Origin of the sequence: Alkalinema pantanalense CENA528 (genome assembly GCF_050753345.1) — a bacterium.
Classification (GTDB): Bacteria; Cyanobacteriota; Cyanobacteriia; order Leptolyngbyales; family Leptolyngbyaceae; genus Alkalinema; species Alkalinema pantanalense.
Map to the genome: position 1 here is coordinate 23,823 of NZ_JBLZFX010000043.1, position 24,606 is coordinate 48,428.

19 protein-coding genes are annotated in these 24,606 nt (G+C 50.9%); 11 read left to right on the forward strand and 8 right to left on the reverse strand.

Translation table 11 applies throughout. The annotated features are described in order from the left end of the window. Positions 1–317: 317 nt before the first annotated feature. A complete protein-coding gene (locus ACN4EG_RS15150) occupies positions 318–1,466 on the forward strand; it encodes a tetratricopeptide repeat protein (RefSeq protein ID WP_431630632.1) in 1,149 nt (382 codons plus the stop codon). Positions 1,467–1,468: 2 nt separating this feature from the next. Here ACN4EG_RS15150 and ACN4EG_RS15155 read toward each other — a convergent pair whose 3' ends face one another. After that, positions 1,469–1,660 (reverse strand): hypothetical protein, encoded by a 192-nt coding sequence (locus tag ACN4EG_RS15155; protein ID WP_431630634.1) that lies wholly within the window; start codon positions 1,658–1,660, stop codon positions 1,469–1,471. 43 nt (positions 1,661–1,703) lie between these two features. Continuing rightward, positions 1,704–2,315, reverse strand: coding sequence for a 30S ribosomal protein S4 (gene rpsD / locus ACN4EG_RS15160; protein WP_431630636.1), 612 nt, complete (start codon positions 2,313–2,315; stop codon positions 1,704–1,706). A 193-nt stretch (positions 2,316–2,508) separates the two neighbouring features. Between rpsD and ACN4EG_RS15165 the strand changes: the two genes are divergently transcribed. Next, entirely contained in the window at positions 2,509–2,766 is a 258-nt protein-coding gene (locus ACN4EG_RS15165) for a CRR7 family NDH-1 assembly protein (protein ID WP_431630637.1), read from the forward strand. A 148-nt stretch (positions 2,767–2,914) separates the two neighbouring features. On the opposite strand, the gene ACN4EG_RS15170 is transcribed toward ACN4EG_RS15165, so the two are convergent. After that, positions 2,915–3,463 (reverse strand): DUF2854 domain-containing protein, encoded by a 549-nt coding sequence (locus ACN4EG_RS15170; protein ID WP_431630639.1) that lies wholly within the window; start codon positions 3,461–3,463, stop codon positions 2,915–2,917. 82 nt (positions 3,464–3,545) lie between these two features. On the opposite strand from ACN4EG_RS15170, the gene ACN4EG_RS15175 reads away from it, so the two are divergent. The 3 genes from ACN4EG_RS15175 (at position 3,546) to ACN4EG_RS15185 (ending at position 4,689) form a co-directional block, all read left to right on the forward strand. Further along, positions 3,546–3,707, forward strand: coding sequence for a hypothetical protein (locus ACN4EG_RS15175; protein ID WP_431630641.1), 162 nt, complete (start codon positions 3,546–3,548; stop codon positions 3,705–3,707). A gap of 342 nt (positions 3,708–4,049) precedes the next feature. Then, a complete protein-coding gene (locus ACN4EG_RS15180) occupies positions 4,050–4,310 on the forward strand; it encodes a hypothetical protein (RefSeq protein WP_431630642.1) in 261 nt (86 codons plus the stop codon). A gap of 43 nt (positions 4,311–4,353) precedes the next feature. Then, positions 4,354–4,689 carry a thioredoxin family protein gene (locus ACN4EG_RS15185; RefSeq protein WP_431630644.1) on the forward strand — a complete coding sequence of 112 codons (336 nt, stop codon included), beginning with the start codon at positions 4,354–4,356 and terminating at the stop codon, positions 4,687–4,689. A 78-nt stretch (positions 4,690–4,767) separates the two neighbouring features. On the opposite strand, the gene ACN4EG_RS15190 is transcribed toward ACN4EG_RS15185, so the two are convergent. After that, entirely contained in the window at positions 4,768–7,011 is a 2,244-nt protein-coding gene (locus tag ACN4EG_RS15190) for a S8 family serine peptidase (RefSeq protein ID WP_431630645.1), read from the reverse strand. Between the two features lie 114 nt (positions 7,012–7,125). Here ACN4EG_RS15190 and ACN4EG_RS15195 point away from each other — a divergent pair, with 114 nt between their 5' ends. After that, entirely contained in the window at positions 7,126–7,941 is an 816-nt protein-coding gene (locus tag ACN4EG_RS15195; RefSeq protein WP_431630646.1) for a hypothetical protein, read from the forward strand. A gap of 103 nt (positions 7,942–8,044) precedes the next feature. Here ACN4EG_RS15195 and hisC read toward each other — a convergent pair whose 3' ends face one another. Together hisC and ACN4EG_RS15205 are read right to left on the reverse strand one after the other, a co-directional pair. Then, positions 8,045–9,100 (reverse strand): histidinol-phosphate transaminase, encoded by a 1,056-nt coding sequence (gene hisC, locus ACN4EG_RS15200; protein WP_431630649.1) that lies wholly within the window; start codon positions 9,098–9,100, stop codon positions 8,045–8,047. A gap of 69 nt (positions 9,101–9,169) precedes the next feature. Then, entirely contained in the window at positions 9,170–10,570 is a 1,401-nt protein-coding gene (locus ACN4EG_RS15205; protein WP_431630651.1) for an SPFH domain-containing protein, read from the reverse strand. 248 nt (positions 10,571–10,818) lie between these two features. On the opposite strand from ACN4EG_RS15205, the gene ACN4EG_RS15210 reads away from it, so the two are divergent. Further along, the gene (locus ACN4EG_RS15210; protein WP_431630652.1) at positions 10,819–11,328 is read left to right on the forward strand and encodes a DUF1648 domain-containing protein; all 510 of its coding nucleotides are present in this window, start codon (positions 10,819–10,821) and stop codon (positions 11,326–11,328) included. A gap of 45 nt (positions 11,329–11,373) precedes the next feature. Here ACN4EG_RS15210 and ACN4EG_RS15215 read toward each other — a convergent pair whose 3' ends face one another. Beyond that, complete coding sequence (locus ACN4EG_RS15215; RefSeq protein WP_431630653.1) at positions 11,374–12,360, reverse strand: glycosyltransferase family 2 protein; 987 nt, start codon at positions 12,358–12,360, stop codon at positions 11,374–11,376. 72 nt (positions 12,361–12,432) lie between these two features. On the opposite strand from ACN4EG_RS15215, the gene ACN4EG_RS15220 reads away from it, so the two are divergent. The 3 genes from ACN4EG_RS15220 to ACN4EG_RS15230 all read left to right on the forward strand — a co-directional run bounded on the left by ACN4EG_RS15220 (position 12,433) and on the right by ACN4EG_RS15230 (position 17,470). Continuing rightward, the gene (locus tag ACN4EG_RS15220) at positions 12,433–13,665 is read left to right on the forward strand and encodes a glycosyltransferase family 4 protein (protein WP_431630654.1); all 1,233 of its coding nucleotides are present in this window, start codon (positions 12,433–12,435) and stop codon (positions 13,663–13,665) included. A gap of 27 nt (positions 13,666–13,692) precedes the next feature. Continuing rightward, positions 13,693–15,564 (forward strand): hypothetical protein, encoded by a 1,872-nt coding sequence (locus ACN4EG_RS15225; protein WP_431630655.1) that lies wholly within the window; start codon positions 13,693–13,695, stop codon positions 15,562–15,564. Between the two features lie 304 nt (positions 15,565–15,868). Then, positions 15,869–17,470, forward strand: a complete 1,602-nt coding sequence (locus ACN4EG_RS15230) for a calcium-binding protein (RefSeq protein WP_431630657.1) — start codon at positions 15,869–15,871, stop codon at positions 17,468–17,470. A gap of 566 nt (positions 17,471–18,036) precedes the next feature. Here the strand turns inward: ACN4EG_RS15230 and ACN4EG_RS15235 are convergent. Then, on the reverse strand, positions 18,037–20,412 hold the full coding sequence (locus tag ACN4EG_RS15235) for a vWA domain-containing protein (RefSeq protein WP_431630658.1): 2,376 nt from the start codon (positions 20,410–20,412) through the stop codon (positions 18,037–18,039). A 557-nt stretch (positions 20,413–20,969) separates the two neighbouring features. Between ACN4EG_RS15235 and hsdR the strand changes: the two genes are divergently transcribed. Further along, the gene (gene hsdR / locus ACN4EG_RS15240) at positions 20,970–24,329 is read left to right on the forward strand and encodes a type I restriction-modification system endonuclease (protein WP_431630659.1); all 3,360 of its coding nucleotides are present in this window, start codon (positions 20,970–20,972) and stop codon (positions 24,327–24,329) included. The last annotated feature ends 277 nt before the right edge of the window (positions 24,330–24,606 follow it).

The window sequence follows — 24,606 nt, forward strand, 5'->3', positions numbered from 1 at the left end:
ACATCAGCAACCCCCAGTGAATCCAATGGAGAAGCCTCTGCATAGCAGAATCGCTAAACCGAACAACTCAGACAGAGTCTACCATCTACGATCGGCAAAATATCGGCTGATAATCCGCCGCCGCCTGTATCAATCTGCTCCTAGGCAAGCTCCAATTGTTCACCACCTCAATTCCACATCAATTTATTCGCTTTGAGGGCCTTTCCTATCCACTCAAACCTTAAAAAAACTTGTTACACGAATGCTTACCTGTTTTTCTGCATAACCTCTTGAGGGGCGAACTTTAAACCTAAACAGGAGATTCATCTGAGAAAATCATGAAACGTCAAGTAAAGCGCAAGCTGATCTACGCTCTCTTAATGCTCGGTTTAACAACAGGGTTCACCCTCGGTTTACAAAGTTCAACACCTGCTCAAACTCAAGTTAGTCTTATCCCCACTCAGAAAGCTGCAACAGAAGGGCTTATCAATGATTTGAATCGGAAAACCGCTCAACTTGTTGTTCAGAAAAAATATGCAGAAGCGATCGCCACAGCTCAACATGCCCTCGAAGTGGGTGAACCCATTTTAGGAGATCATCCTGCGATCGCCACAGCACTCAACAATCTTGCAATGGCGTATCGTTTCTTGGGTCAAAACGATAAAATAGAACCTCTGCTAATCCGCGCCATTCGCATCAATGAAGCAACGATCGGCAAAGAGAATCCTGATATAGCTTTTAGCCTCAATAACTTAGCTGATTTTTACCGAGAACAGCAGCAACATCAGAAGGCAGAAGCCTTATTTCTGCGGGCGATTCATTTGCTGGAAGCTAAGCCTGACAAAGCCGATCTTAATTTATTAGGCTCTACGCTCCAGAATGTGGCAAGACTGTATTGGGAACAGCAACAATGGAATCAGGCAGTTCCGTTTGATCTGCGGGCGCTCAAAATCCTGGAAGCTAGGTTGGGCAAGAGTGCAGCTGAGTTACTTCCTTCGTTGGAGAGAATAGCAGCAACCTACCATTCTCAAAAACAGTATGCTCAAGCAGAACCCCTTTATCTCCGTATTCTTGCCATTCGAGAAGCGGCTTATGGCAAGAATAACCAGAATCTTTCTAATGTTTTGAATGCTTTGGGATCAACTTACACAACTCAAGGACAATTTACTAAAGCAGAACCCCTGTTGAAGCGTGCCCTCGCACTTGACGAAGCAAATTTGGCGAAAGACGATCCAAACCTAGCGGCAACGCTTTGGAATCTAGGGGCCAACTATTATTTTCAAAAGCAATATGCTCAAGCAGAACCCCTTTTAGCCCGATCGCTGAATATCCAAGAAAAGAAATTAGGAGCAACACACCCCAATACAATTTCAGCGATCGAGGTATTAGCGAATCTCTACAAAGCCACGGGTCAGAATTCTTTGGCTCAGCAATACGCTCAACGTGCAGCGATGCTTCGACAGCAAAGCAAAACTTCTAATCGCTAATTCTAATCGCTAAGTTGAGGGGGAGGCGGTCTACCACTACTCTGAAAATACCAACCGTCTCCTGAAGATACAAGGGTGAGGGTTGCACAAGTGGGATGCACCAATACCCGATCGTACTGATTCCACAGCCCGATCGCACTCCATCCAAAAAATGCAAAAAACCCCTTGGCTGACGGACCAAGAGGCTGAAACAATCTTCGAGTTTGCCGCGGAAAGTTCTCGATAAAACGTAAAGTTCTAGACCAGTCGAGAGTAATACTCAACCACTAGGAGTTCATTCACTTGCAGTGCAACCCACTCCCGCTCAATCACCCCATTCACCTTTCCGGTCAGTTTGTTCTTATCAAACTCTAGGTGGCTGGGAAGATTTGAAAGACCAGGATATTGCAGGTTCGCTTCCACCAACTTCCGGGAAGCAGCCTTATCCCGCACCGAAATCACTTCACCGGGACGGCACTGGTAAGAAGCAATGTCCACCACTTTGCCATTCACTGTAACGTGACCATGGTTCACCAATTGGCGTGCCCCTGGAATCGTCGGAGCCATGCCCATGCGGAACACGGTGTTATCCAGACGCATTTCCAGCAGTTGCAGCAGCACCAATCCGGTTGAACCCGCTGCACGACGAGCCTTTTGGACGTAACGACGCAATTGCTTTTCGCTCAAACCGTAGTTAAAACGCAGCTTTTGCTTTTCTTCCAGACGAATCGCATATTCAGACTTTTTCTTACGCGCCTGACCATGCTGACCGGGGGGGTAAGCCCGACGAGCTTGTTTACGGGTCAAACCGGGTAGCTCACCACCCAAACGGCGTGTAATTCTTAAACGTGGCCCACGATAACGCGACATGGAACTTCCTTGTTTACTCGAAAATAATCACAGTCTTTCAGTATAGCCGAGTTTTGGAATAAATGATGCGATCGTGGAAAATTTTGTGGCACGATCGCGGCCCTAGGAGTTCAATCGTCCCGATCGTTGAGTTGTTTTCCTAGCAAATCCGTTTTGAGTTAAGGTCTTGTTAGTCCCGATGCCCCTAACAGCTATGTCCCAATCCTTGATGTATCAACAGGATCACTATGTTGTCCTGGAAACTAATCAGCCCGAACAGTTTCTAACTGCAGCAGAAATGTTGGAAAAACTGCAACAGGTGATTCAAACCCATCCCGATGTTTTGGATCCAGATGTGCAAGCCCTCCCATCGATCGAGGTCCAGGCACAATACTTACTGGACACCGTCTGCGAACTGAAACCCGAACCCGGCCAGTATTTGCAGTGGTACGCGATTCGATTGGAAAAGTGACGCGATCGACAGGCTAGTCGATCGCGTCACTTTTTCGCAAGGATCCGCCGAGAAATGATCCCTTACCCAGCATGCTAGAGAGCGTGCCAGAGATTGATCCAAATATTGCTAGCTAGCATTCATCCCACCATGAATGATCCCGTATCAATTATCCCGGCATTGCAATCAACGATAGCTTCACCTTATTCTCCACAGGGCTGTCTAATTGCACTCGGATACCAGGCCCAAAATAAGTTGTAATTTTCTCCTGTTTTTCCTGCCAGGTGGCCAAGGGAATCATCGGAGAATCAAATTCCAACCCTAGGGCATAGGCACCCTCCACCGCCATTTCGTCAACCCCCGTGAGGACTGGCCGTTCTTCATCCGTCGGACTCAGCCCCAGGTAGGTCAAAGAACTATCCAAATGGGCTTTTTGTCCATAGCGGTACCGCGTCACATCTTTCAAAATTGTGGATTGCGTCGGGGTAGCCTGTTGTTTACGTAGGCGTAATACATCAGCAGACGTGGGTTGAGTCAGGGGTACGGGCTTTAGCTCGGCAGCTTTGAGCGCGAGTCCCCCCAATAAGCCTGGAATACCATAGAAAAAGCCAGCCAAATTCAGGGTGGCGTTATCGGTTGCATATGCATAAAATCCAACGACGGTGAGCAGACCACCGATTACCAATAACAGAAGGGCTAGGGGAACTTGCCGAAACATAGTAAGTAGAGCTATCAATGTAGTATCACGCTTCTACTATTATCTGTGGGATCGGTATATCTGGGGGAGCGATGACCCTGATATGGGGAATCTTGCACGATGGAAATCTTGCACGGTGGAAATCTTGCACGGTGGAAATCTTGCACGGTGTAACGGGGCGATCGTTCCCTTTAGTGAGGATCCCGAACAGTTTGACGAGGTGCTCATTATTGGTTTAACCCAGGGTTCTTTAATCCAGGGTTGAATGTCAGGGGTTCCGTTAACCTGCGATCAACGAATCCAGGGGTTTTCAATCCGTGGTCTATTTTGTTTATCCCGATCGTCCAAACAGATGGATCAAAGGAAGGTTCCCATTAAAGAATATGGGAGAATACGATCGTCGGATTGGTTGAAATATCCTCCAGTTGATTTCAAGACAGTCTCATTGATTTCAAAACAATCTCAGGTTATTTGAATCAATAATGTGTTTCCCAACAGTCTGAATTTTTCAAATCTGCGTTTGGATGTAAACGCTTGGCTCTTTTCAAAAGTCTTGCGCTTGCGTCCAGAATTTTCAGCCCAGAGCCTTAACATTGGAGCTTGAGATATGTTGTCTAATCACGATCGCCGCCGAGCCGCTGATGATGATGATGTTTTGGAACAAATCGACTCTCTGCGTCGTGAGGATGAAACGTTATATAACATTTTGGCGGTGGATGTTTGGGCTTTGGCAAAAACGATGGATGAATTTCAGCCCGGTTTTTGGTCAGAGTTCATGAAAAATCGCGAGCAAGCCCTGCGCCGATTTATGAGCGAAATTGTCAAGTCGAAACCGCTTGATTTGCGGCGTCCACCGTTTTTACGCTAGGTTCTACGGTAGTATCGGTGAACTTGTTATAGAAGGTGAATGTATGGGGGACGATCGGGCCGTCATTAAATTTTCTTCTGAAGACTGTGGCATTTGTCACAAAATGTCCTTTTATGACCAGAAAGTGACCGAAGAATTGGGGTTGCGATTTATTGACGTCAAAATGCAGGACACCGCTACCTATCGAAAGTATCGTCAGGTGTTGTTGACCCAGTATCCCGATAAATCGGCCATGGGTTGGCCCACCTATCTAGTGTGTGAGGCCCCTGAAGGCGAGTTTCAGATTCTAGGAGAAGTTAAAGGGGGGCACCCCAAGGGCGAATTTCGCAGTCGGCTTCAGGCCATCTTGGAACTGGCAACGATCGAACCCAGTTCCTAGACCAACCCAGTTCCTAAGACAGATGAGTGGCCATTCCAGCCCTTGTTCGGGACTCAAATTCCAGTCCTAGCGAAGAAACTAATTTTTTCGGGGCAATTTGGGTTTAGCGAGGGCTTTTTCCTGGGCATTTTTATCGCGAGAATTCTGGTCATGAGAACTCTTTTCGCGAGAATTCTCTTTATGAGAACTCTTTTTGCGAGAACTCTTTTCACGGAAACTCTTTTCTCGAGAATTCTTGTCGCGGGGACTCTTTTCATGGAGAGGCCGCTTGCGCCGATCGTCAGCGCGACTACGGAACCGGAAGAACCCTTGAATGGGAGCCATGATTTCTTGGAAACGGTTCCAGCGTTGCCGGACAGCAATCCGAGGATCTAACCCTTGCAGAAATTGCTCCCTGGGTAGCCGCAGCAAGCGGGCTAAGTTGTAGCACAGGAGCGCATTGACAACTAGATATCCCTGGGCCATGCGGCGATCGGGAATGCCAAGTAACTCTGGGGAAACCACTGCATCCACTAACAGCGCTGCCGTCATTCCCAGACTCAAACCAATACCTAAATTGCGCCAGCCAAGACCTGCACCACTGGGTTGCCCAGGGGAAGCCGTCGCCGTCGCAGCCGCTGGCGTGGCCCACCCCCATGGACGGAACCGAGTACCGATCAGAGCCACGATCGTCGGAATCAAACAACTAGCGGTCAGGGGATTGAGTAGCGCAGTCTCCTGAAAGAGATTGCCCCACTCCGAGACGGAGCTGCCTACCATGTGCAGCGGTAGTTGTGACCAGTCAAACACATAGACATTCCGCAACAGAAAGAGACCACAACTGCCAAACAAAAGACCCGGCAGCAACCACCAACGGAACTGACCTGCTTGCCAACAACCGAGCCACAGGGTCAAGAAGAAGGCCAGCCCGAACATGACTAATTTCGGAACGATCGGAATGGCTTTTTCATCCAACCAAAATTGTGCGGGAATGCGCCCTTGATCCCGCCAACGATCGAACACATTCACCTGCGGTAATTCCTCAGCCCGATCTAGGGACTGAGATAGGTTCAGGGCTGCAGCGGCATCTAATTTTCCGGCTCCGTAATAATTTTTGGGATCGCTGGAGGCGGGCTGGGCCGATCGGGTCAGAATTGTGGCTAGGGTATCCGGATCAGTAATACCCGCGGTATGCAGCAATGCCGCCACGCCGGAGACATGGGCAGCGGCCAAACTGGTTCCTTGATAGGGTGCAAAAATGGAAATTTGCATTCGCCGATCGAAGGTGTTTTGGATAATGCCGCCAGTGGGATCTTCACCGCGAATGAAGCCACCGGGAGCCGCCAGATCGACCCCTGCCCCGTAACTGGAATAGGGCGCATGGTTCATTTCTGCATTCAGTGCAGACACCCCAATCACATAGCGATAGCGGGCCGGAAAGGAAACCGAATCTTGGCTGTTGTTCCCCGCAGCGGCAATGATGACGGCACCTTTGCGGTGAGCATAGTCGATCGCCTTTTGCAGCAGCCGACTGTTGCCATCCCCCACCATACTCAGATTAATCACACTGGCGCTTTTATCCGCCGCAAAGCGCACCGCTTCAGCAATGTCCGCCACGGTGCCACTCCCTCCCACGCTGAGGACTTTAATCGGTAGGAGGGTCGCTTCTGGGGCTATGCCCGCTGCCCCGTAGCCATTGTTCGTGGATTGGGCGATCGTTCCGGCCAGGTGGGTGCCGTGGCCGTGGTCGTCGGTGGCGTCGGTGTTGTCGTTGATAAAGTCGTAACCGGAGAGAAAATTGGTTTGAGCGAAGTCGGAGACGCGGCTGATTCCGGTGTCAATGACGGCGACGATCGTCCCCTTTCCTTTGCTGATTTGCCATGCGGTCTCTACATTGATGCGATGCAAGTTCCACTGGCGGGGGTAGATAGGATCGTTGGGCGTGCGACCTTTTTCCGGTTTTTCGGCGGGCAGAGGCAATCGGACTTGGCTAGCTTCTGGCACGCTGTAGAGGTAATTGGGTTCGATCGCTTCAGTGTAGTTGGCGAGTTCTGACTGCCGAAGTTGTTTGAGAAGCTTTTTGCCGCCCTGTACGATGTAGATATGATCGGCTTCAGAAAATTCGCTGTTGAGGCGAGGATTGAGGTTGAACTGTTTGGCAGCGGCTTCCAGTTGAGCCATGATCGCCCCGTCACCCACATCCTCCCGAAAGTCCAGGATGATGCTTTGGTAGGTACCGCGCTGAGCCAGTCCTAGGGATTTCAGCAGGGACGATGGCCCATGCAAGGCGATCGCTGCCCCAAGACCAATCACAAAACAAATCAGTAGGATCCACCGTTTCATCGCTAGCCGTCCAGGTCACGATAGCCTAACACCTTACCAGGGGAATTGAAAATTGAGAATGGGAAAGGAAGAATAATAGCAAGTTAGGAGAGGTGGCTCAGGAGTTTACGCAAAATGGCTTATTTAACCCAAGCGGTGGATCTGTCCCCAGACGCCGATCGCTACCAAATGGCATTACTGCGACAGAAAACACCAGCGGAACGCTATGCGATCGGGGCCGGGATGATTCGTTGCGGGAAACAGATCGCCCTCCAGCAAGAACGCCGACGCAGGAAAACGCAGGCGACCCGATATTTTTTACGCTCAATTTTACCGAGATTCCACGGCCTGGAGAACCTGATGCCACCCCTAGCGGACAACCCAGATCATTGGATTCAAGATCCAGCCACGATCGCCCAGATTTTACATGGAACGCTGGAATCCTTGGGCATTCCCTATTTCATTTCTGGGGGAGTTGCCACGATTGTCCATGGGCAACCCCGGTACACGCTGGACTTAGACTTGGTGGTGGAAATTGCTAGGACGAACCTACCCAGCTTAGTGACTGCCCTAGAAGCTCAACGGTTCTACTGTCCACCGGGCGCGGTAGAAAAGTTGCAAGCAGGCCAAGGTTCTATCCTTAATGTGGTGCAGATGGATTTGGCGCTGGCGGCGGATATTTCGCTAGCGGGGGTTACCGACTTTGACCAAGCTAAAATGCAGCGACGGCAGTTGATTGATTTTGCTGAAACGCAAGCCTGGTTTATCTCACCGGAAGATTTAATTCTGTCTAAGCTGCTTTGGAAAGCGGATTCAGAGAAACAGCAGCGAGATGTTTTAGGGGTGATGAAGGTGCAAGAAGATCTCCTGGATGTGGACTATTTACGATCGTGGGCCGATCGTCTGGGATTGGCTGAACTGCTCGATCGATTGCTCCAATCATCTCGTTAGAAAACTGATTAAGTTATAAAACTGATTAAGACAATCGAGATAATAGCGAGTGAGCCATCCCAGACAATCGAATCAATAGGAATCAATGGCTGAATTGCAAGCGCTAATTCATCAAACTAATCAACGCTTCTAGCAACGTCTGATTTTGTTCATCGGTACCGACGGTAATGCGGAGTTTGTCATCTAACCCCGGTTGTTTGAAGTAACGCACCAGAATGCCCCGGTCTTTGAGTGCAAGGTAGAGATCTGCCGCCGCAGAACCCGCCGGAGGCGTTGCCAGCACGAAATTTCCGTGGGAATCCAGCACAGTGAAACCCAGCTTTTTCAGATCGATCGCCAATTGGGCACGGGAGGTTTTTACCTTCTCAGCACAGGCGTTTTTGTAGGCTTGGTCGCGCATGGCAGCGGCTCCCACCAAAGTTGCGATCGCGTCGATGTTGTAGCTATCTTTGACCTTAAATAAGCCTTCCAGCAGTTTAGGATTAGCAATCCCAAACCCCATCCGCAGACCCGCCAAGGAATAGCCCTTAGACAACGTACGCAGAATAATCACATTGTCGAATTCCTGCACCAAGGGCAGCGCGGAAAATTCGGCAAAATCGACATAGGCTTCATCCACGGCCACCACGCCGGAAACCCGCCGCGCCAGTTCCCGAATGTCATCCAGCGGAATGGAATGGCCGGAGGGGCTGTTGGGGGAAGCGAGGAAGGTAATGGCTCCGTTGGCCGCCACCAGTTCCTCGATCGGGAGTTTGAAATCAGCGGGATAGGGAATTTCCAGCACTTCAGCAGGCTGCATCTCCGACAGGGTGCGGTAGAGAACGTAGGTGGGCATGGGGTAGACGACTTTGCGATCGTGGCCTTCGGCACAGGCTCGGACGAGGATATTCAGCACATCGTCGCTACCGTTACCAACGATGATCCAGTCGCTCGGCACCCCCAGGGCATCGCTCACCGCCTGACAAAATTCGCGGGCAAAGGGGTCGGGGTAGCGACGCAGCCATTCCCCATCCAGCTTGTGCAGGACTTCCATGGCCTGGGGCGAGGGAGGGTAGGGATTTTCGTTGGTGTTGAGCTTAATGATGCGGGTGCCGGGTTTGGGTTGCTCTCCGGGCACATAGCCGGTCATGGCATCAACGGCGGGACGGAAGTAACTCATAGATCCTCAAAGGCGCGATCGCGCAGTAATTCCAAGATCGTCCATTTTAAATCAGATGGATGGGAAACACTATTTCGGCTCTGCTGCATCCTGAGAACGCGCAAACGCATCCCGCGTCACGTTCGACAACCCGGCTAAAAAGCCGAGGAGCGGATTGAATAGACTTTCCTGAGCATCCGATGTGATGATCGTTGTGCGTTGTTCCTGGGGTGTGGGCAAGTTTTTGGCAATGGTGGGCAACTGCGCAATCAACTGGGATTGGATCAAGCGATCGGACACCTCATTTTCAATTTCCCGCCGTTTCCGGTCTAAATTCAGTTGGCGATCGTGCTGAATATGATCGGCTTGGTTCCGCAATTCTGCCACCTCCAGACTGGCTGTAACATCCGCCACGGTTTTCTGAGCCTGTACAGCATCCAGTTGCATTTGCTGCTGCACTTTTTCCATTTCGGCGGCGATGCGTTGTTTTTCCAACTCCAATTCCTGCAAAACCAACTCTAATTGAGCCTGGTTCCGAGCTTGGGCGGTGCGGTTTTGTTCCGCTAAAATTTGCCGTTCGGCCTCTTCTTCCACCTGGTTGCGGCGTAACTTTTCGACCTGCTCACGATCGTAGGCCACTCGGGTTTGTTCTGCCCGCAGTTGGTCAATTTCGCTGGCTACATTCAGCTCATCCCGCTCACCACTAAGTCGATTGGCGAGTTCTCGGGCGGTAATTTCCCGATCACTTTCCAATTGTGCCAGCCGTGCCAGTTTTTCCCGTTCTGCCCGAAAGGGTGCCTGAAGGTTTTGCCAGAGTTGCGTCGAACTAACGATCGCTTCCTTAATCTGCACGGTTACAATTTTCAGTCCCAGTCCTGCTTCACTGCCGCTGCCTTCTGCAACCGTCTGTAAGCGGAGGGTTAATTCCTCGATAATGGGCTGTTTGTCGCTTAAAACTTCGTCAATGCTGAGGGTCGCTACTTTATCTTTGATGGCCGCTTCTGCCTGTTCCCGTAATTGTAAATTAACGATGCCCATGGGATCTTCTAAATCAGAAAAATCTAATTTCCAATAGGCGGTGGAAATATCATTAATGATCCATTGCACGTAAGCTTGTACCACCAGTCCCTGACGCTCAGTACAAATGCAATTGGCATTAATTAAAATCGTTTGCACCGCCGCCGGAATGATGAGGAAGGAATCGGTCAGAGGATTGAAGCGAAAGGAAATCCCTTTGCCAATATGTAATGGGTCACGATGGCCCCGTCGGGTATGCACAATGTAAACATTGGGGGGGACAATGACACTTTTCCAAATCCAGAATCCGGTAATGCGGTAATCGATCGCGCGGCTGGCGGGTGGCGCAATTCCGCCAGGGGTGGGAGCTGCGGGAGCCATCCGAGGCCGACTGCTGCTGAGTTTACGATCGACTTCAGCTTTTTCTTGCAAAACCTGTTGGAGATAGGCATTTTCTCCCGGTTGATTACTCATCGTGTTTACGGTGGGGATAGCGACGGCATAGCTCCTCCATTAGTAGCCTATGGAACTGCCCAATCGCAGGTTTTACAAACTTTTCTAAATTAAAATTTATTTTGCATTGATATTTTTGCCCGAACTCTAGGACGTAGGGAGAGGACACGGAATAAACTTTTGGGTTAAAGTTGCGATGAGATGAGTTTCTCTGAGTCCGATCGTGGCACCTGTCGGAAAAGACAGTTATAAAAACAATACAAAAAATCATGAAAAAGAATCTTCCAATCACGTTATTTGTAATTGCTGAATTATCAGTCTTAACTTTTATTTTGACTACAGCAAGCTCACTCCCAGCCGTTGTCGCATCACACTTTGATGCAGCAGGAGTGCCAAATGGATACATGTCTAGAACGTTTTATCTCTGGTTTATGTTGGGATTTACGGTGATGATTCCCAGCATTGTTGCTGCAAGTCTGGTATTCGTTGACCGTATTCCAGCCCAGTACATTAACCTACCCAACAAGCAGATCTGGCTTTCAGAACCCTACCGGAAATCTACGTTTGCCTATCTCAAGGCCCATGGGCTAGGCATGGGTGCATTGATTGCAGGGTTTATGGGGTATGTCCATTGGCTAGTCATCCAAGCCAATCGTGCTGTGCCCGCGCAACTGTCTAGTGGAGCCATCATCGGGGGTCTGGTTGTCTTTGTGGGGGCCGCGATCGGGTGGAGTATCCTGCTACCCCTCAAATTTATGCAGTTACCCAAGACGAGATAATAAGTTCGTGATTGCCAAATTTGTGATTACCAAGTTTGTTATCGCCTATTTCGCACGGCGCAATGTGTTGACTAAGCTTTTACGTACAGGTTGCGGCAAATAGGAGAGTGTTAACCCAACCATTGCTTTGGTGTTCGATCTCACAACGGCACGGAGATTCGATCGTACCGACGATCGCGCCAAACTCGCCTGTACCAAATTCCGCCCTTTAGCAATTTCCCCGGTTTCGATCAAATACCAGCCCAGTTGTAACTGCGTTTCGGCCAAGCGCGATCGACGGATTTCTTCTAGCTCGCCCTGGAATTCGTAGGACTGCAAATACTGCACCTTATCGCTCAGGTAGGGAATGGCCCGGTGGATGCCCTGCTGTTCCGGATGGAAGCGATATTCCATCAACCGTTCCGGCAGGTAATAGGCCGAATACCCCGCCAAGGCCAAGCGGACAAACAAGTCATTATCCTCACAATTTTGCCAATCCCGCCGCATGTAATCCACTACCTGCAAAGCCGATCGCCGAAACAGCGTCGCCCCAATCTGCAAACTCTGGCGCACAAATACCACCGTCAGCAAATCCGAGATCGACCCTTCGGGTAAACTCGATCGGCCCCAGCGTTGGGAATTCTGATCCGACCAATCCTGCCGCCGCTGGTTCTGCTCGTCAATCACCCAATGATCCGTGCCCACGAACCCGATCTCCGGTTGCTGATCTAAAATTTGACTCGTTTTTGCCAAAAAATCCGGAGTCAGCCGATCGTCATCGTCAAACTTAATAAAGTACTCCCCCGTCGCGGCCTCATAGCCCGATCGCATGTTGTTACTCTTACCAATGTTGCGATCGTGGCGCAGGTAGCGAATCCGAGGGTCGGTATAGCCTGCCATAACCGCTGGAGTGTCATCCGTCGAGCCGTCATCGCAGACGATCAACTCCCAATCGGATTCCGTTTGAGCCAAGACACTCCCGATCGCAAAGGGCAACAGATGGGCACGATTAAAAGTGGGAATGCAAACCGTAATCTTGGGCATGGGAGCCATCACAACGCTTCCCCCTCAGTTTGCCCCATCTCTGCCGTTCTACCCCATCCCCTACCGTTATTGATCTCTACCATGCGCATTCTGCTACTGTCGGCCACCTTTCCCTATCCACCCACCCAAGGGGGAACCCAGGTACGCACGTTTAACCTGCTGCGCTACCTCCAGCAACGCCATGACGTAACGCTGGCGACGCTGAGAACGCCGGAGGTAAAGGAAAGCGAGATTGCTGCCCTGCGGGAATTTGTCACAGATTTGGTGATCTTCGATCGGCCTGCCAATCCCCCCGTGAATCCAGTCACGAAACTGCTGCGCTTGGGACAGTTCATGGCCACGGGCCAACCGTCGGGGGTGAGATCGAGCTATTCGCCGGAACTGCAAGCCTGGGTCGATCGGGCGGTGGCCGACGGAAAATTTGAGGTGATTACCTGCGAACACAGCGTCAACGAAGCCTACATCCGGCCCCAATTCCACCGCACAGTCCGAACGATCGTCAATGTCCATAGCTCCGTCTATGCCTCCTGCCGCAACCAGTTACAGACCGGAACCGCTGAAAACCCCCTGCGCGATCGGATTTATTTACACCTTCTGAAACGCTACGAACAACAGTTCAGCCAAAAATTTAGCCACATTGTCGTCACCACGATCGACGATCAGCGGGAATTTCAGACCTTCGCACCGCAAACCCCGGTTAGCGTCATCCCCAATGGCGTCGATTTTTCCACCTTTCCCCTACGCAGCCACGATCCCGGTGGCCAACAATTGATCTTCATTGGGGCGATGGATAACTTAGCCAACATTGACGCGGCCCGTTACCTCGCCCGTGAGATTTTCCCCCAGGTGCGACAACGCTATCCGGAGGCCACCCTCGCCCTCGTTGGATCGCGGCCTGTACCAGAGGTGCAGGAACTCGCCCAGCTTCCCGGCGTCACGGTAACGGGACAGGTTCCCTCCATGGCAGCATATCTCCACGACGCGACCGTCTGCGTGATTCCCATGCGTACCGGGTATGGGATCAAAAACAAAACCCTGGAGGCCATGGCAGCGGGCGTACCCGTCGTGGCCAGCGATCGGGGCTTGGAAGGCTTACAGGTCGATCGGGAAGGCACCGCTGATCACGGTGACAATCTTCCCCTGCGGGCATTGCGAGCCAACGAAGTTACAGAATATGTTGAGTCAATTTCCCAGCTTTTGGATAACATTTCACTGAGGCAACGTCTTTCCCAGGCGGCTCGAGCTTACATTGAAGCGGAATTTACCTGGGAAGGTGCTGGTCAGCGCTATGAACAAGTACTGACTAGACTCTAGCTGAATCCTCCATTGGATACCCTCGCCATGCGCCGTAATAGCCGCCCTGATGATGACCGCTCTCTCCCGAACCGTGCGCAACGCTCGCAACGGCGACAATGGATTGAAAGGCGAATTGAAAAACGAATCGAAAAACGCACCGAACAGCGATCGGAGCAGCGCCAGGAAAAACGGCCAGAAAAACCGCAAACGGGCCAGTCGTCGTTGGTGAAGCTGCCCTTTGCCAAGCTGTTTGCTAAAAAGCCAGATATTCAGCCAGATGCCCAGCCAAATGTTCAGCAAGACTCCCAGCAACGATCGGAATCTTCGTCGGAATTAGCCCCGATCGCGTCACAAGCATCCGTTCGATCTCCCTCCCAATCGACCTCGCCCACAAACCCTCGATCGAACGCTCGATCGGGCAATCGGTGGCAACAGTTTGCGATCGGATTTTGGCGATTTTTCAAGGGATTGTTGCCGTTGGCGTTGCTGCTGGGCATTGGCAGTTTGGTAGTGGGCGCAGGAGTGCTCAGTGCCCAGTTTATTGTGCAGCCAAAATCGGTGGTCTGGGTGAATCGCTATCTACCGGAAGCGTGGCAAATTCCGGTACCGGATTGGGATGCGCCCCAGACCTTGGCGGAAATCAAAACGGATGTGAAAAACGCAAGATACCGCTTAGGCGACGCGATCGCATTGTCGGGCAAGGATGTGTTGTATCCCGTGTTGGATGAAACCTTTAACTGTTCAGCAAAGTGCGATCGCATTGTGGAATTGCGCGTGTATCGCCCTGCCCAGCACCCAGGCCGCAGTTCCCGCGAACCCCATTACCAACTGGTCAGTCAAATTAGTCTCGCGGGACTTGAAGAGTGGTTTGTCCTGGAACCCATGGCAAATCTGCAAATCATAGCCCATGGATCTTCGACGGTGTTGGGACTGGATCATATCGAAAAAATCGAGGGGCCGGATGGGAAGTCGGGCATTTGGTTGAATGCGATCGGGGAAAAGAATGCGGGCGAAAATAGGGTGAAATTTGGCCGGGTGGTGCAGTATGACCCGAAGCGGGGGCAATTGCAGGCGTTGATTTCCTGGACAAGTCCGACGGGGGAATTACCCTACTGGCAGCAGGTGACGGGCAGTTCGCAGCCGGAGTTGGTGGTGAATCAAACGGTGGGGTTAGAGCCACAGTTGCAGATCTATCAACTGAGTCAAGGCAGCCAAGGACTGCGGTTAAAGGAGATTTCTCTGCTAAAGCCAGCACTGAAAGCGGCGGACTATGGGGATGCATTGCAACTCGCACGGAGCGGTTTATGGTCGATCGCCCTGGAACGGCTGAAGGGCATTAAAAAGCAGGAACCCAAATGGTCAGCCCAGGCGCAGGCGCAGTTAGATTTGATTCAACGCCATGCCAACTTGACTCAAGCCCAGGCAAAACAGTCTTCGACCAATCCCAGTCAACAAATCCTAACGCAGTTGATTGATGGGCAATGGAAGTCGGCGATCGAGGTATTTCGATCAGCGAAGGATGATCGGGAGAGTCTGCTGGAAAATATTCGGTTGGATGCGGGGCGAGTCTGGCGACGGGTCATGACGGCAGTGGAACTCGATCCGGGGAATCCCTATGCCCAGGTTTGGGGAGCAATTTTGATGGACGATCGGGAAGGTCGCAAGTCTACCCAAAAATGGTTACAACGGTTAGGCCGGAGTGAAACACGCGATCGAACGATCGCCCAAATGGTGCCGGGGTTAATTCCAAGTGCAGCACCCAAACCCAAAAAGCAGCAGATCGCGACCCAGCCCAATGGGACTCTTAATAACGGGACGCTGAATCCGATCGACTGGAATAATGCCACACCCCCGATCTCGCCAATCCCCGAGGCAAATCAACCAGCCAATACAGATCCCAGTCCACCTCCCTTCTAATCTCAATATGAATTCTTGATGATCATGATTACGATCTCAATGGAGATTCTAGAAGATTTCATTGACTAATATCTATATCTAACTCACCTACACGGGTGAGTTTTTTAATTTATTAACACTAGCATTCTCAATTCTAGAGTCGCTATAACTTTTTTACTTTATTTTGCATTTGCCGTTCTGTAATTGCATAAGTTAAGCTGCACCATGAATACAGACTATCCAGTAAATGAACGCAGACCCGATCGCAGGATTGTATTGGGTGTTTTTCGTTCGTTTACGATTTGTTGTGTAAGAGACAAGTAGCATGATTATTAACGGTACTAGTAATAATGACACCCTCAATGGCAGTGTTGAAAATGACATTTTGTCTGGATTGAAGGGTAACGATATCTTGGACGGGAAGGCTGGTGCAGATACCTATCTATTCAACCGGGGCGATGGCCAAGATACGCTGGCTGACAGCAGTAACGATACCAACATTGACCAGTTAGTCTTCTCTGGTAGTGGATTGACTTCAACGAACGTGATTGTGACGCGGGTTGGCACTAGCCGAGATCTCAAAGTTGCCTTTGGCGGTGGCATCACCGATTCTGTCCTTTTGAAAGATCAAGTCTATGGTTCGGGTAATAGCTTGAACTATGGTGTGGAGAGCGTCAAATTCAGCGATGGTGTTGTTTGGAACGAAGAACAACTCTGGGCTGCTTACCTGAAGCAGGGAGCCGCAACCAACGATCGCTTAGAAGGCACCAAGCAAAACAATATCCTTCGAGGCGGTTTGGGTAGTGATTTCTTAGATGGTAACGCTGGCGCAGATACCTATCTGTTCAACCGGGGCGATGGTCAAGACACCCTCGCTGACAGCAGTAACGATACCAGCATTGACCAGTTGGTCTTTTCGGGAACGGGACTCACTTCCACAAACGTTATCGTGACGCGGGTTGGCACTAGCCGAGATCTCAAAGTTGCCTTTGGCGGCGGCATCACCGATTCTGTCCTTTTGAAAGATCAAGTCTATGGTTCGGGTAATAGCTTGAACTATGGTGTGGAGAGCGTCAAATTCAGCGATGGCGTTGTTTGGAACGAAGAACAACTCTGGGCTGCTTACCTGAAGCAGGGAGCCGCAACCAACGATCACTTAGAAGGCACCAGAGCCAATAACACGATTCGGGGTGGTCTGGGTAGTGATTTCTTGGATGGTAACGCTGGCGCAGATACCTATCTGTTTAATCGGGGCGATGGCCAAGATACGCTGGCTGACAGCAGTAACGATACCAGCATTGACCAGTTGGTCTTTTCGGGAACGGGACTCACTTCCACAAACGTTATCGTGACGCGGGTTGGCACCAGCCGAGATCTCAAAGTTGCCTTTGGCGGCGGCATCACCGATTCTGTCCTTATCAAGGATCAAGTCTATGGTTCGGGTAACAGCTTGAACTATGGTGTGGAGAGCGTCAAATTCAGCGATGGCGTTGTTTGGAATGAAGAAAAGCTGTGGGCTGCCTATCTCAAGCAGGGAGCAATGACCAACGATCGCTTAGAAGGGACCAATGCAAATAACACGATTCGCGGTGGCCTAGGTAATGATTTCTTAGATGGCAAAGCGGGTGCTGATACCTATTTATTTAATCTGGGAGATGGCAACGATACGCTCTCTGACAGCAGCAATGATGCAAATGTCGATACGTTAGTTTTATCGGGTGCGGGCCTGACTTCAAGCAATGTGCGAGTCACCCGAGTCGGTACAAGCAATGATGTGCAGCTTTCCTTTGGCGGCGGCATCTCAGATACTATTTTGCTGAAAGACCAGCTCTATGGAGGAATTTCAGGCCGTTATGGGATTGAGAGCATCAAGTTTAGCAATGGAACAACTTGGAGTGAAAGTCAACTCTGGGGTGCCATTAAATAGTTAGAGACTGAGCGATCGGGGTGTAACAGTACACACGCATTGTCTACTGCGTGGTTCATCATCTACTAAGTCAAGTTCGATCGTGACAGTCCCCCTAGATTCTGGTCCTTGCATTCTAGTTCTTAAGATATTTAGGAATAGAATCGTTTGACGGGATCAGGGGGATATTAAAATTAATAAATCATCTAAAAATCACAAAAATGAAGTTACGGCGATTGCTAAATTGCTTAGAAAAATCATTTTTCATTATATATAGTTTCGATTTTCCTGATAAAAAGGAGCAACATATCAAAAAGCATGATCTGCATCATACAGTCCTTTGCTTAACTAATCGATACAGCAGACCACAGATGATCATTCACGCGATCGAATAAGATTCCCAAAGATCGCACGGTGTTCTCGAGGGTTATAAAAAACGAGATGTGGGCAAGACTCCGGTTTCAGCCCAGAAGCTCTTGCCCACCAATCGCCTACTCAAATCGAGAGTCTCTTCTCAAAACCTGAACGGTCGTTTCGATCGTTCCTGACAACCGATTTTGCTCATTCCCACGATCGACCCCTTGGGTCTATGGATTCTTAGTCTTGGCGATGCCTTGGTACTGCTCCACCAGTTGCACAAATTCCTGGCGGTAGCCTTCTGGATCATCCCCCTGCGATCGCTTCGCTAAGGTCAAAACATCTTGAATCGAGGCTTTCCCTTTGAACTCTGAATCCCGCAGAACCAACCCAAACATTGCCACAGAAGTTGCAAACTGCATGTCTAATGACGTTGCTTCGATCGGGGTTGATTGTGCCATAATCGGCTGGCTAATCAATTGGCTTGCGGAATCCGTGGGTTGTTTATAACGCAACTTCACTTGCATTAGTTCCGATGAATTGCTAACTGTACTATCTGCCTTGGGCGTCTGGTATTTCAAATCGTCGATCGAAGGGACTTTCACATCCAATTCCACCCCCGTGGGAATCACTTCATAGAGCGCAGTTACCGTGTGTCCTGCCCCAATTTCGCCTGCATCCTTGCGATCGTCATTGAAATCCTGATCCCGCAACGCCCGATTTTCATAGCCAATTAATCGATACGCTTGCACCTTAGCCGGATTGAACTCTACTTGAATTTTGACATCCTTTGCGATCGTAAACAGCGTTCCCCGCAGATCCGTTCCCAGGACTTTCTTGGCTTCGTTGTAGGTGTCAATGTAGGCATAATTGCCATTCCCTTTGTCGGCCAGTTGCTCCATTTTGGAATCTTTGTAATTGCCAGTACCAAATCCAAGAACAGTTAAGAAAATGCCTTTATCCCGTTTCTGTTCAATTAAGCGAACCAATTCAGCATCGCTAGACGCACCGACATTAAAATCGCCATCCGTCGCTAAAATGACGCGATTGTTGCCGCCTTTGATGAAGCTTTCCTGGGCTTTTTTGTAAGCCAGTTCAATGCCTTGGCCCCCAGCAGTGGAACCTCCTGCTTCCAGTTGTTCGATCGCCGCCATGATTTTCTGCTTTTGATCCCCCGGTGTGGGCGGCAGCACCAATCCTGCATTACCTGCATAGACCACTAGCGTAACCCGATCTCGTCCCGTTAACTGCCGTGTTAACAAACAGAGCGATCGCTGCACCAACGGTAACTTATTCGGCGAACCCATGGAACCGGAAACATCAATCAAAAAGACTAAGTTGCTGGGTGGTACTTCCTGCAATTGTTTCCCTTTCAAACCAATCCGCACCAGTTGATGCTTGGGATTCCACGGGGCTTGACTCACTTCAGTCGTGACGGAAAAAGGTCGATCGCCCTGGGGTTGTGGGTAACGGTAGGGGAAATAGTTAATCAATTCCTCAATCCGCACTGCATCCTTGGGCGGCACCTGCCCACTGGTGATAAAGCGACGGGTATTGCTGTAGGATGCCGTATCTACATCGATTGAGAAGGTAGACAAAGGCACAGTGGTAGACCGTTGGAAGGGATTTTCTTCGATCGGGTTGTAGTTTTCCGTATTGCCCGTTCCTGGTTTGTGAATGCGATCGCGATCGCTAAAGCGACCGGGTTCCGGCGCAGGAACTCCCGTAGGGGGCGCGGCGGGCAAAGGCGCAAGAACAGTTTTAGGCACACTGAGTTTCGGGGAAGTTGCTGCACCCGGTCGAACACGGACGTTGGCCATGTTGCCATTCAAACGGGTATGTAGTTGATCCTTGCCAGTGAACAAGACTTCTCCAGAAAGCTGCGTAGTTGTAGAGAATTGCTGGGTCTGGAGAGTGGCGACTCTAGCTTCTAGACGTTCATCCTGACCAGGTTGCTGCGCCAATTCGGGAGAATAGTTGCTTTCCAATTGTTGAATAATCGCGAGTTCTGGATTGCTGGGACGGGGAGCTTTTTTATCTGCGGCCAGCTTCTTATACAACTGGGTCAGAAAATCTCCTAAAGCTTTCGCAAAAACTGGGCGAGTGGGGTTGTTGGGCAGGGTGATTTCTGAAGTTTGAGGCGCGTATTTTTGCAATAACGATCGCAACTGGGCGACTTCCTGAACCGTGGGAGCCATGAAAAATCGGGGTTCGATCGGATAACGGCCTGCGGCTTGTAACTCCCGGCCAAAGGCTTGCTGAAGTTGTTCGATCGTGGTGATGTCTGCACTGACCACCGTCACGGAACCCTTCAGGGATTTCTGAAAGAGTTCGTTAACAATACGTCCCAGTTCTTGACCAAATTCAATCCGTTCTAGGGTCTTGGCTTGGAGCAACGGTGCGGCAATGCCATAGCGTTGGGCTAGCCGTCGCAGGGCTTGCACATTGCCATCAGTTTGGCTGAGGGGTTCAATATTCGTGCAGATGCCGCTGGGCGGTTCAGGGCGCAAATCTGCATAGGCAGGTGCGATCGACAGCGCAGGAAGCAGGGTTGCCAACGCGATCGCGCTTGCTCGACGCAACAAAGTCAGTTTTAGGAACATCATCCCCAAATCTCCTCACAACAACACATGAAAACAATCCACTCAAAACCATTCCAGCGATGGCAACCCTGAGCAGGATTGGCATCTTTATATCTCGAAGGTTGACCACTTATGCAGGTCATCTTTCACACAATCTATAGAGAGATCCCATCATGAAACAAAGGTTCAACATTTGTAACTTTGAATGTAACTTTGAACATTAGGCTAGACTGAAGGGCGGCAGACTGACCTAATACAAGCCGATCGCTCCATAGCTCAATACTTTAACGGTAGACAAAATTTCCTAGAAAAGGAGTCTGGTTACAGATTCAGTAACTGTAGATTCTAGACGCTTTGTCCTAGACACCTTGCTCACTGTACTTGGGCAATACAGGGTACTCAGGAAGCTGAACCCCGCAAAGAATCACACCATCTTCCCAGGAATTTGCATTTAATTTTGCATTTAATAATGGCAAGATAAATTTCTGGTGAATCGGTTACAGAACGACTAATTTGCGTTAAAACCGGATCGGGAGCGGGGAACTGAGCAAAAACGACGACTATCCCCCGATCGAGTGACTATGCCCTCGCCTAATTTTGAGTTTCTCAAAATCCATGATCCTCAATTAGTGAGGCTGGGGAGTTTGGCAGAGCGGTATTTTTTCGATGACCCCAATACTTGTTTGATTAAGCTGCGGCAGTTTGGGGAGGTATTGGCGCAATTGGTTGCGGCCAATGTGGGGCTGTATGCCGATCCGGAGGAGAAACAAGTTGATTTGCTGCGGCGACTGCGCGATCGCGGCGTGCTCAAGGATGACGTCGATCGACTCTTCCATGAACTGCGCAAACTGGGCAACAGTGCCACCCATGGACTCTCCGGCAGCCAACGCACGGCCTTAAGTGGCTTGAAATATGCGCGGCTGTTGGGGATTTGGTTCCATCGCGTCTTCCTGCCCGATCGCGGCTTTGATCCAGGGCCGTTCATTCCCCCCGCAGATCCCACGATCGCCGCTGTAGAACTGCAAACCGAACTGGCCCAACTGCGGCAGGAAGTCCAAGCCAGCCTCTCCCAGACCGCAGCAGCCCAAGCCCTGGCGGAAGCCGAAGCCCAACGGCGGCTAGCCGCAGAAACCCTCGCCCAGGAAACAGAGGCCAAATTCCAGGAATTGCAGGCCCACCTCCACCAAATTCAGCAACAGGCCGCCAGTACGTCTCAGCAGACCCTCCAGCAGACGATCGAACAGGCCCAGTCAGCGGCGGGGCAAGTCCAGCTTGATGAACGCGAAACTCGACGGCTGATTGATGCCCAACTGCGATCGGCGGGCTGGGAGGTGGATTCGGAGGAACTGACCTATGGCAAAGGGGCACGCCCCCAGAAGGGAAAAAATCTCGCGATCGCGGAGTGGCCCACAGCGTCCGGAAAAGCAGACTATGTGCTATCTGTGGGGCTGCAAGTGGTGGCGGTGGTGGAGGCCAAGCGTCAGACCCTGGATGTGGCTGAAGGGGCTTTGAATCAAGCGAAACGCTACAGCCGTAGCTACCAGATCAAGGGGAACGAAAGCTTGCCCGGAGGCCCCTGGGGACAGTACAAAGTCCCGTTTGTCTTTGCCACCAATGGCCGATCGCTGCTGCAACAGTTACAAACCAAGAGCGGCATTTGGTTTTGTGATCTGCGGCATCCGGAGAACGTGCGGCGTTCCCTCCAGGCTTGGTACACCCCCCAAGGCTTGGTGGAGCTACTGGCCCAAAACCTAGAGCAGGCCCACCGCCAACTGGAGCAGGAACCCTTTCACTATGGCTTAGAACTGCGGGACTACCAAATTCGAGCCATTCGATCGGTGGAGCAAGCCTTAGCCACCGGGCAACGATCGCTGCTGTTGGCGATGGCGACGGGCACCGGAAAAACGAAAACCTGTATTGCGTTAGTCTATCGATTGCTCAAGGCGAAACGATTTCGGCGGATTTTATTTCTGGTCGATCGCACGGCCTTGGGGGAGCAGACGGCCAATGCCTTTAAAGAGTCCCGCATGGAGAGTCTGCAAACCTTTGCGGACATTTTTGAAATCCAGGAGATGGATAAACCCACCCCCAACCCTGAAACCAAGGTGCATATTTCGACGGTGCAGGGGTTGGTGAAACGGATTCTCTATCCGGCGGACAGGGCAGCGGTACCCACGGCGGATCAATACGACTGCATTGTGGTGGATGAGTGCCATCGGGGCTATTTGCTCGATCGGGAGTTGAGTGAAACGGAATTGACCTTTCGGGACTTTGGGGACTATGTGTCGAAGTATCGGCGGGTGTTGGAACAGTTCGACGCGGTGAAGATTGGTTTAACGGCGACGCCTGCTTTGCATACAACGCAAATTTTTGGCGAACCCGTGTTTACCTACAGTTATCGCGAGGCGGTGATGGACGGTTGGCTGATCGATCATGAACCGCCCTACCAGATTGTGACAGCCCTAGCGGAAGATGGGATGACTTGGAATTCTGGGGAGGCGATCGAGTTTTTTGATCCGCAGTCGGGGCAGTTGGATCTGGTGCATACACCGGATGAAGTGCACATTGAGGTGGAGCAGTTTAATCGGCGGGTGGTGACGGAGGAATTTAACCGGGTGGTGTGTGAGGAGATCGCCAAGCATCTCGATCCATCGGTGCCGGAGTTGGGCAAAACGCTGATTTTTTGTGCGACGGATACCCATGCGGATATTGTGGTGAATCAGTTACGCAAAGCCTTTGCGGATTGCTACGGCAGTGTGGAGGATGACGCGATCGCAAAAATTACGGGAACGGCGGATAAGCCCTTGCAGTTAATTCGGCAGTTTCGCAATGAGGTCAATCCGAGGGTGGCGGTGACGGTTGATTTGCTCACGACGGGCATTGACGTGCCGGAGATTTGCAACTTGGTGTTTATTCGGCGGGTGAATTCGCGGATTCTCTATGAGCAAATGTTGGGACGGGCGACGCGGCGCTGTGATGGGATCGGCAAGGAAGTATTTCGGGTTTTTGATGCGGTGCGGCTTTATGAAGTACTGGCCAAAGTTTCGACCATGAAGCCCGTGGTGGTCAATCCTAAGCTTTCCTTTGCGCAGTTGGTGCGTGAGTTGCAAACGGTAACGGAGCAGGCGGCGATCGAGGAGATTGTGAGTCAGTTTGTGGCGAAACTTCAGCGGAAACGGCAGCAGCTTACGGGCGATCGCTTGGCGCAGGTGGAGCAGTTTGCGGGGATGGCTCTACCGGAGTTGATGCAGTTTTTGCGACAGCGTGACCCCGTGGCGGTGCAGGCTTGGCTGCGCGATCGGGGGGGCATTGCCCAGTTACTCGATCGGCAGGAGGGGAGCCAGCAATCGCTGATGATTTCCTACCATGCTGATGAGTTACGGCGGGTGGAGCGGGGCTATGGGGTGGCGGAGACGGGGCAACCCTACGGCAAACCGGAGGATTATTTAGACAGTTTTAGGCGGTTTTTGCAGACGAATCAGAATGAGATTGCGGCGTTGATGGTGGTGATGCAGCGGCCTCGGGATTTGACGCGCCAGCAGTTGAAGGAATTAAAGCTGTTGTTGGATCAACAGGGCTATTCGGAAACGATGCTGCGATCGGCGTGGCGGGATGCGACGAATGAGGATATTGCGGCGTCGATTATTGGCTTTATTCGCCAGGCAGCCTTGGGGGATGCGCTGATTCCCTATGGCGATCGGGTCGATCGGGCCCTGAAAAAGATTCTGGCAAGCCAATCCTGGACGCCCCCGCAGCGGAAGTGGTTGGAACGCATTGGCAAGCAGTTGAAGGTAGAAGTTGTGGTCGATCGGGCGGCCTTGGATCAGGGGGAGTTTAAAACGCAGGGAGGCGGCTTCGATCGACTCAATAAGGTGTTTAACGGTCAGCTAGAGGCAATTTTGCTGGAGATTCGCGATCGGCTTTGGCAGGATATGGGGTGATATTTTTTGATCTAGAGGAGGAGCAGACAGATTCAAAGTTCCATAACAGTATTATCAGTTATATAGACGAAGATTCACTTTAGTTAAATATTGGATGTGATCGATTCTATTTCAGGAATCATGACAGTTTACAATCATAGGCTGAATACCAAATTGATTAATCAATGCGACAGATCCGATCCCCCCTTGTATCTTAAGAGTAGTGGTAGACCGATCCCCCCTGGATTGAGAAAATCGCGGGCTAGCCAGGGTCGCCACTACTTTGCACTAGGGCCAA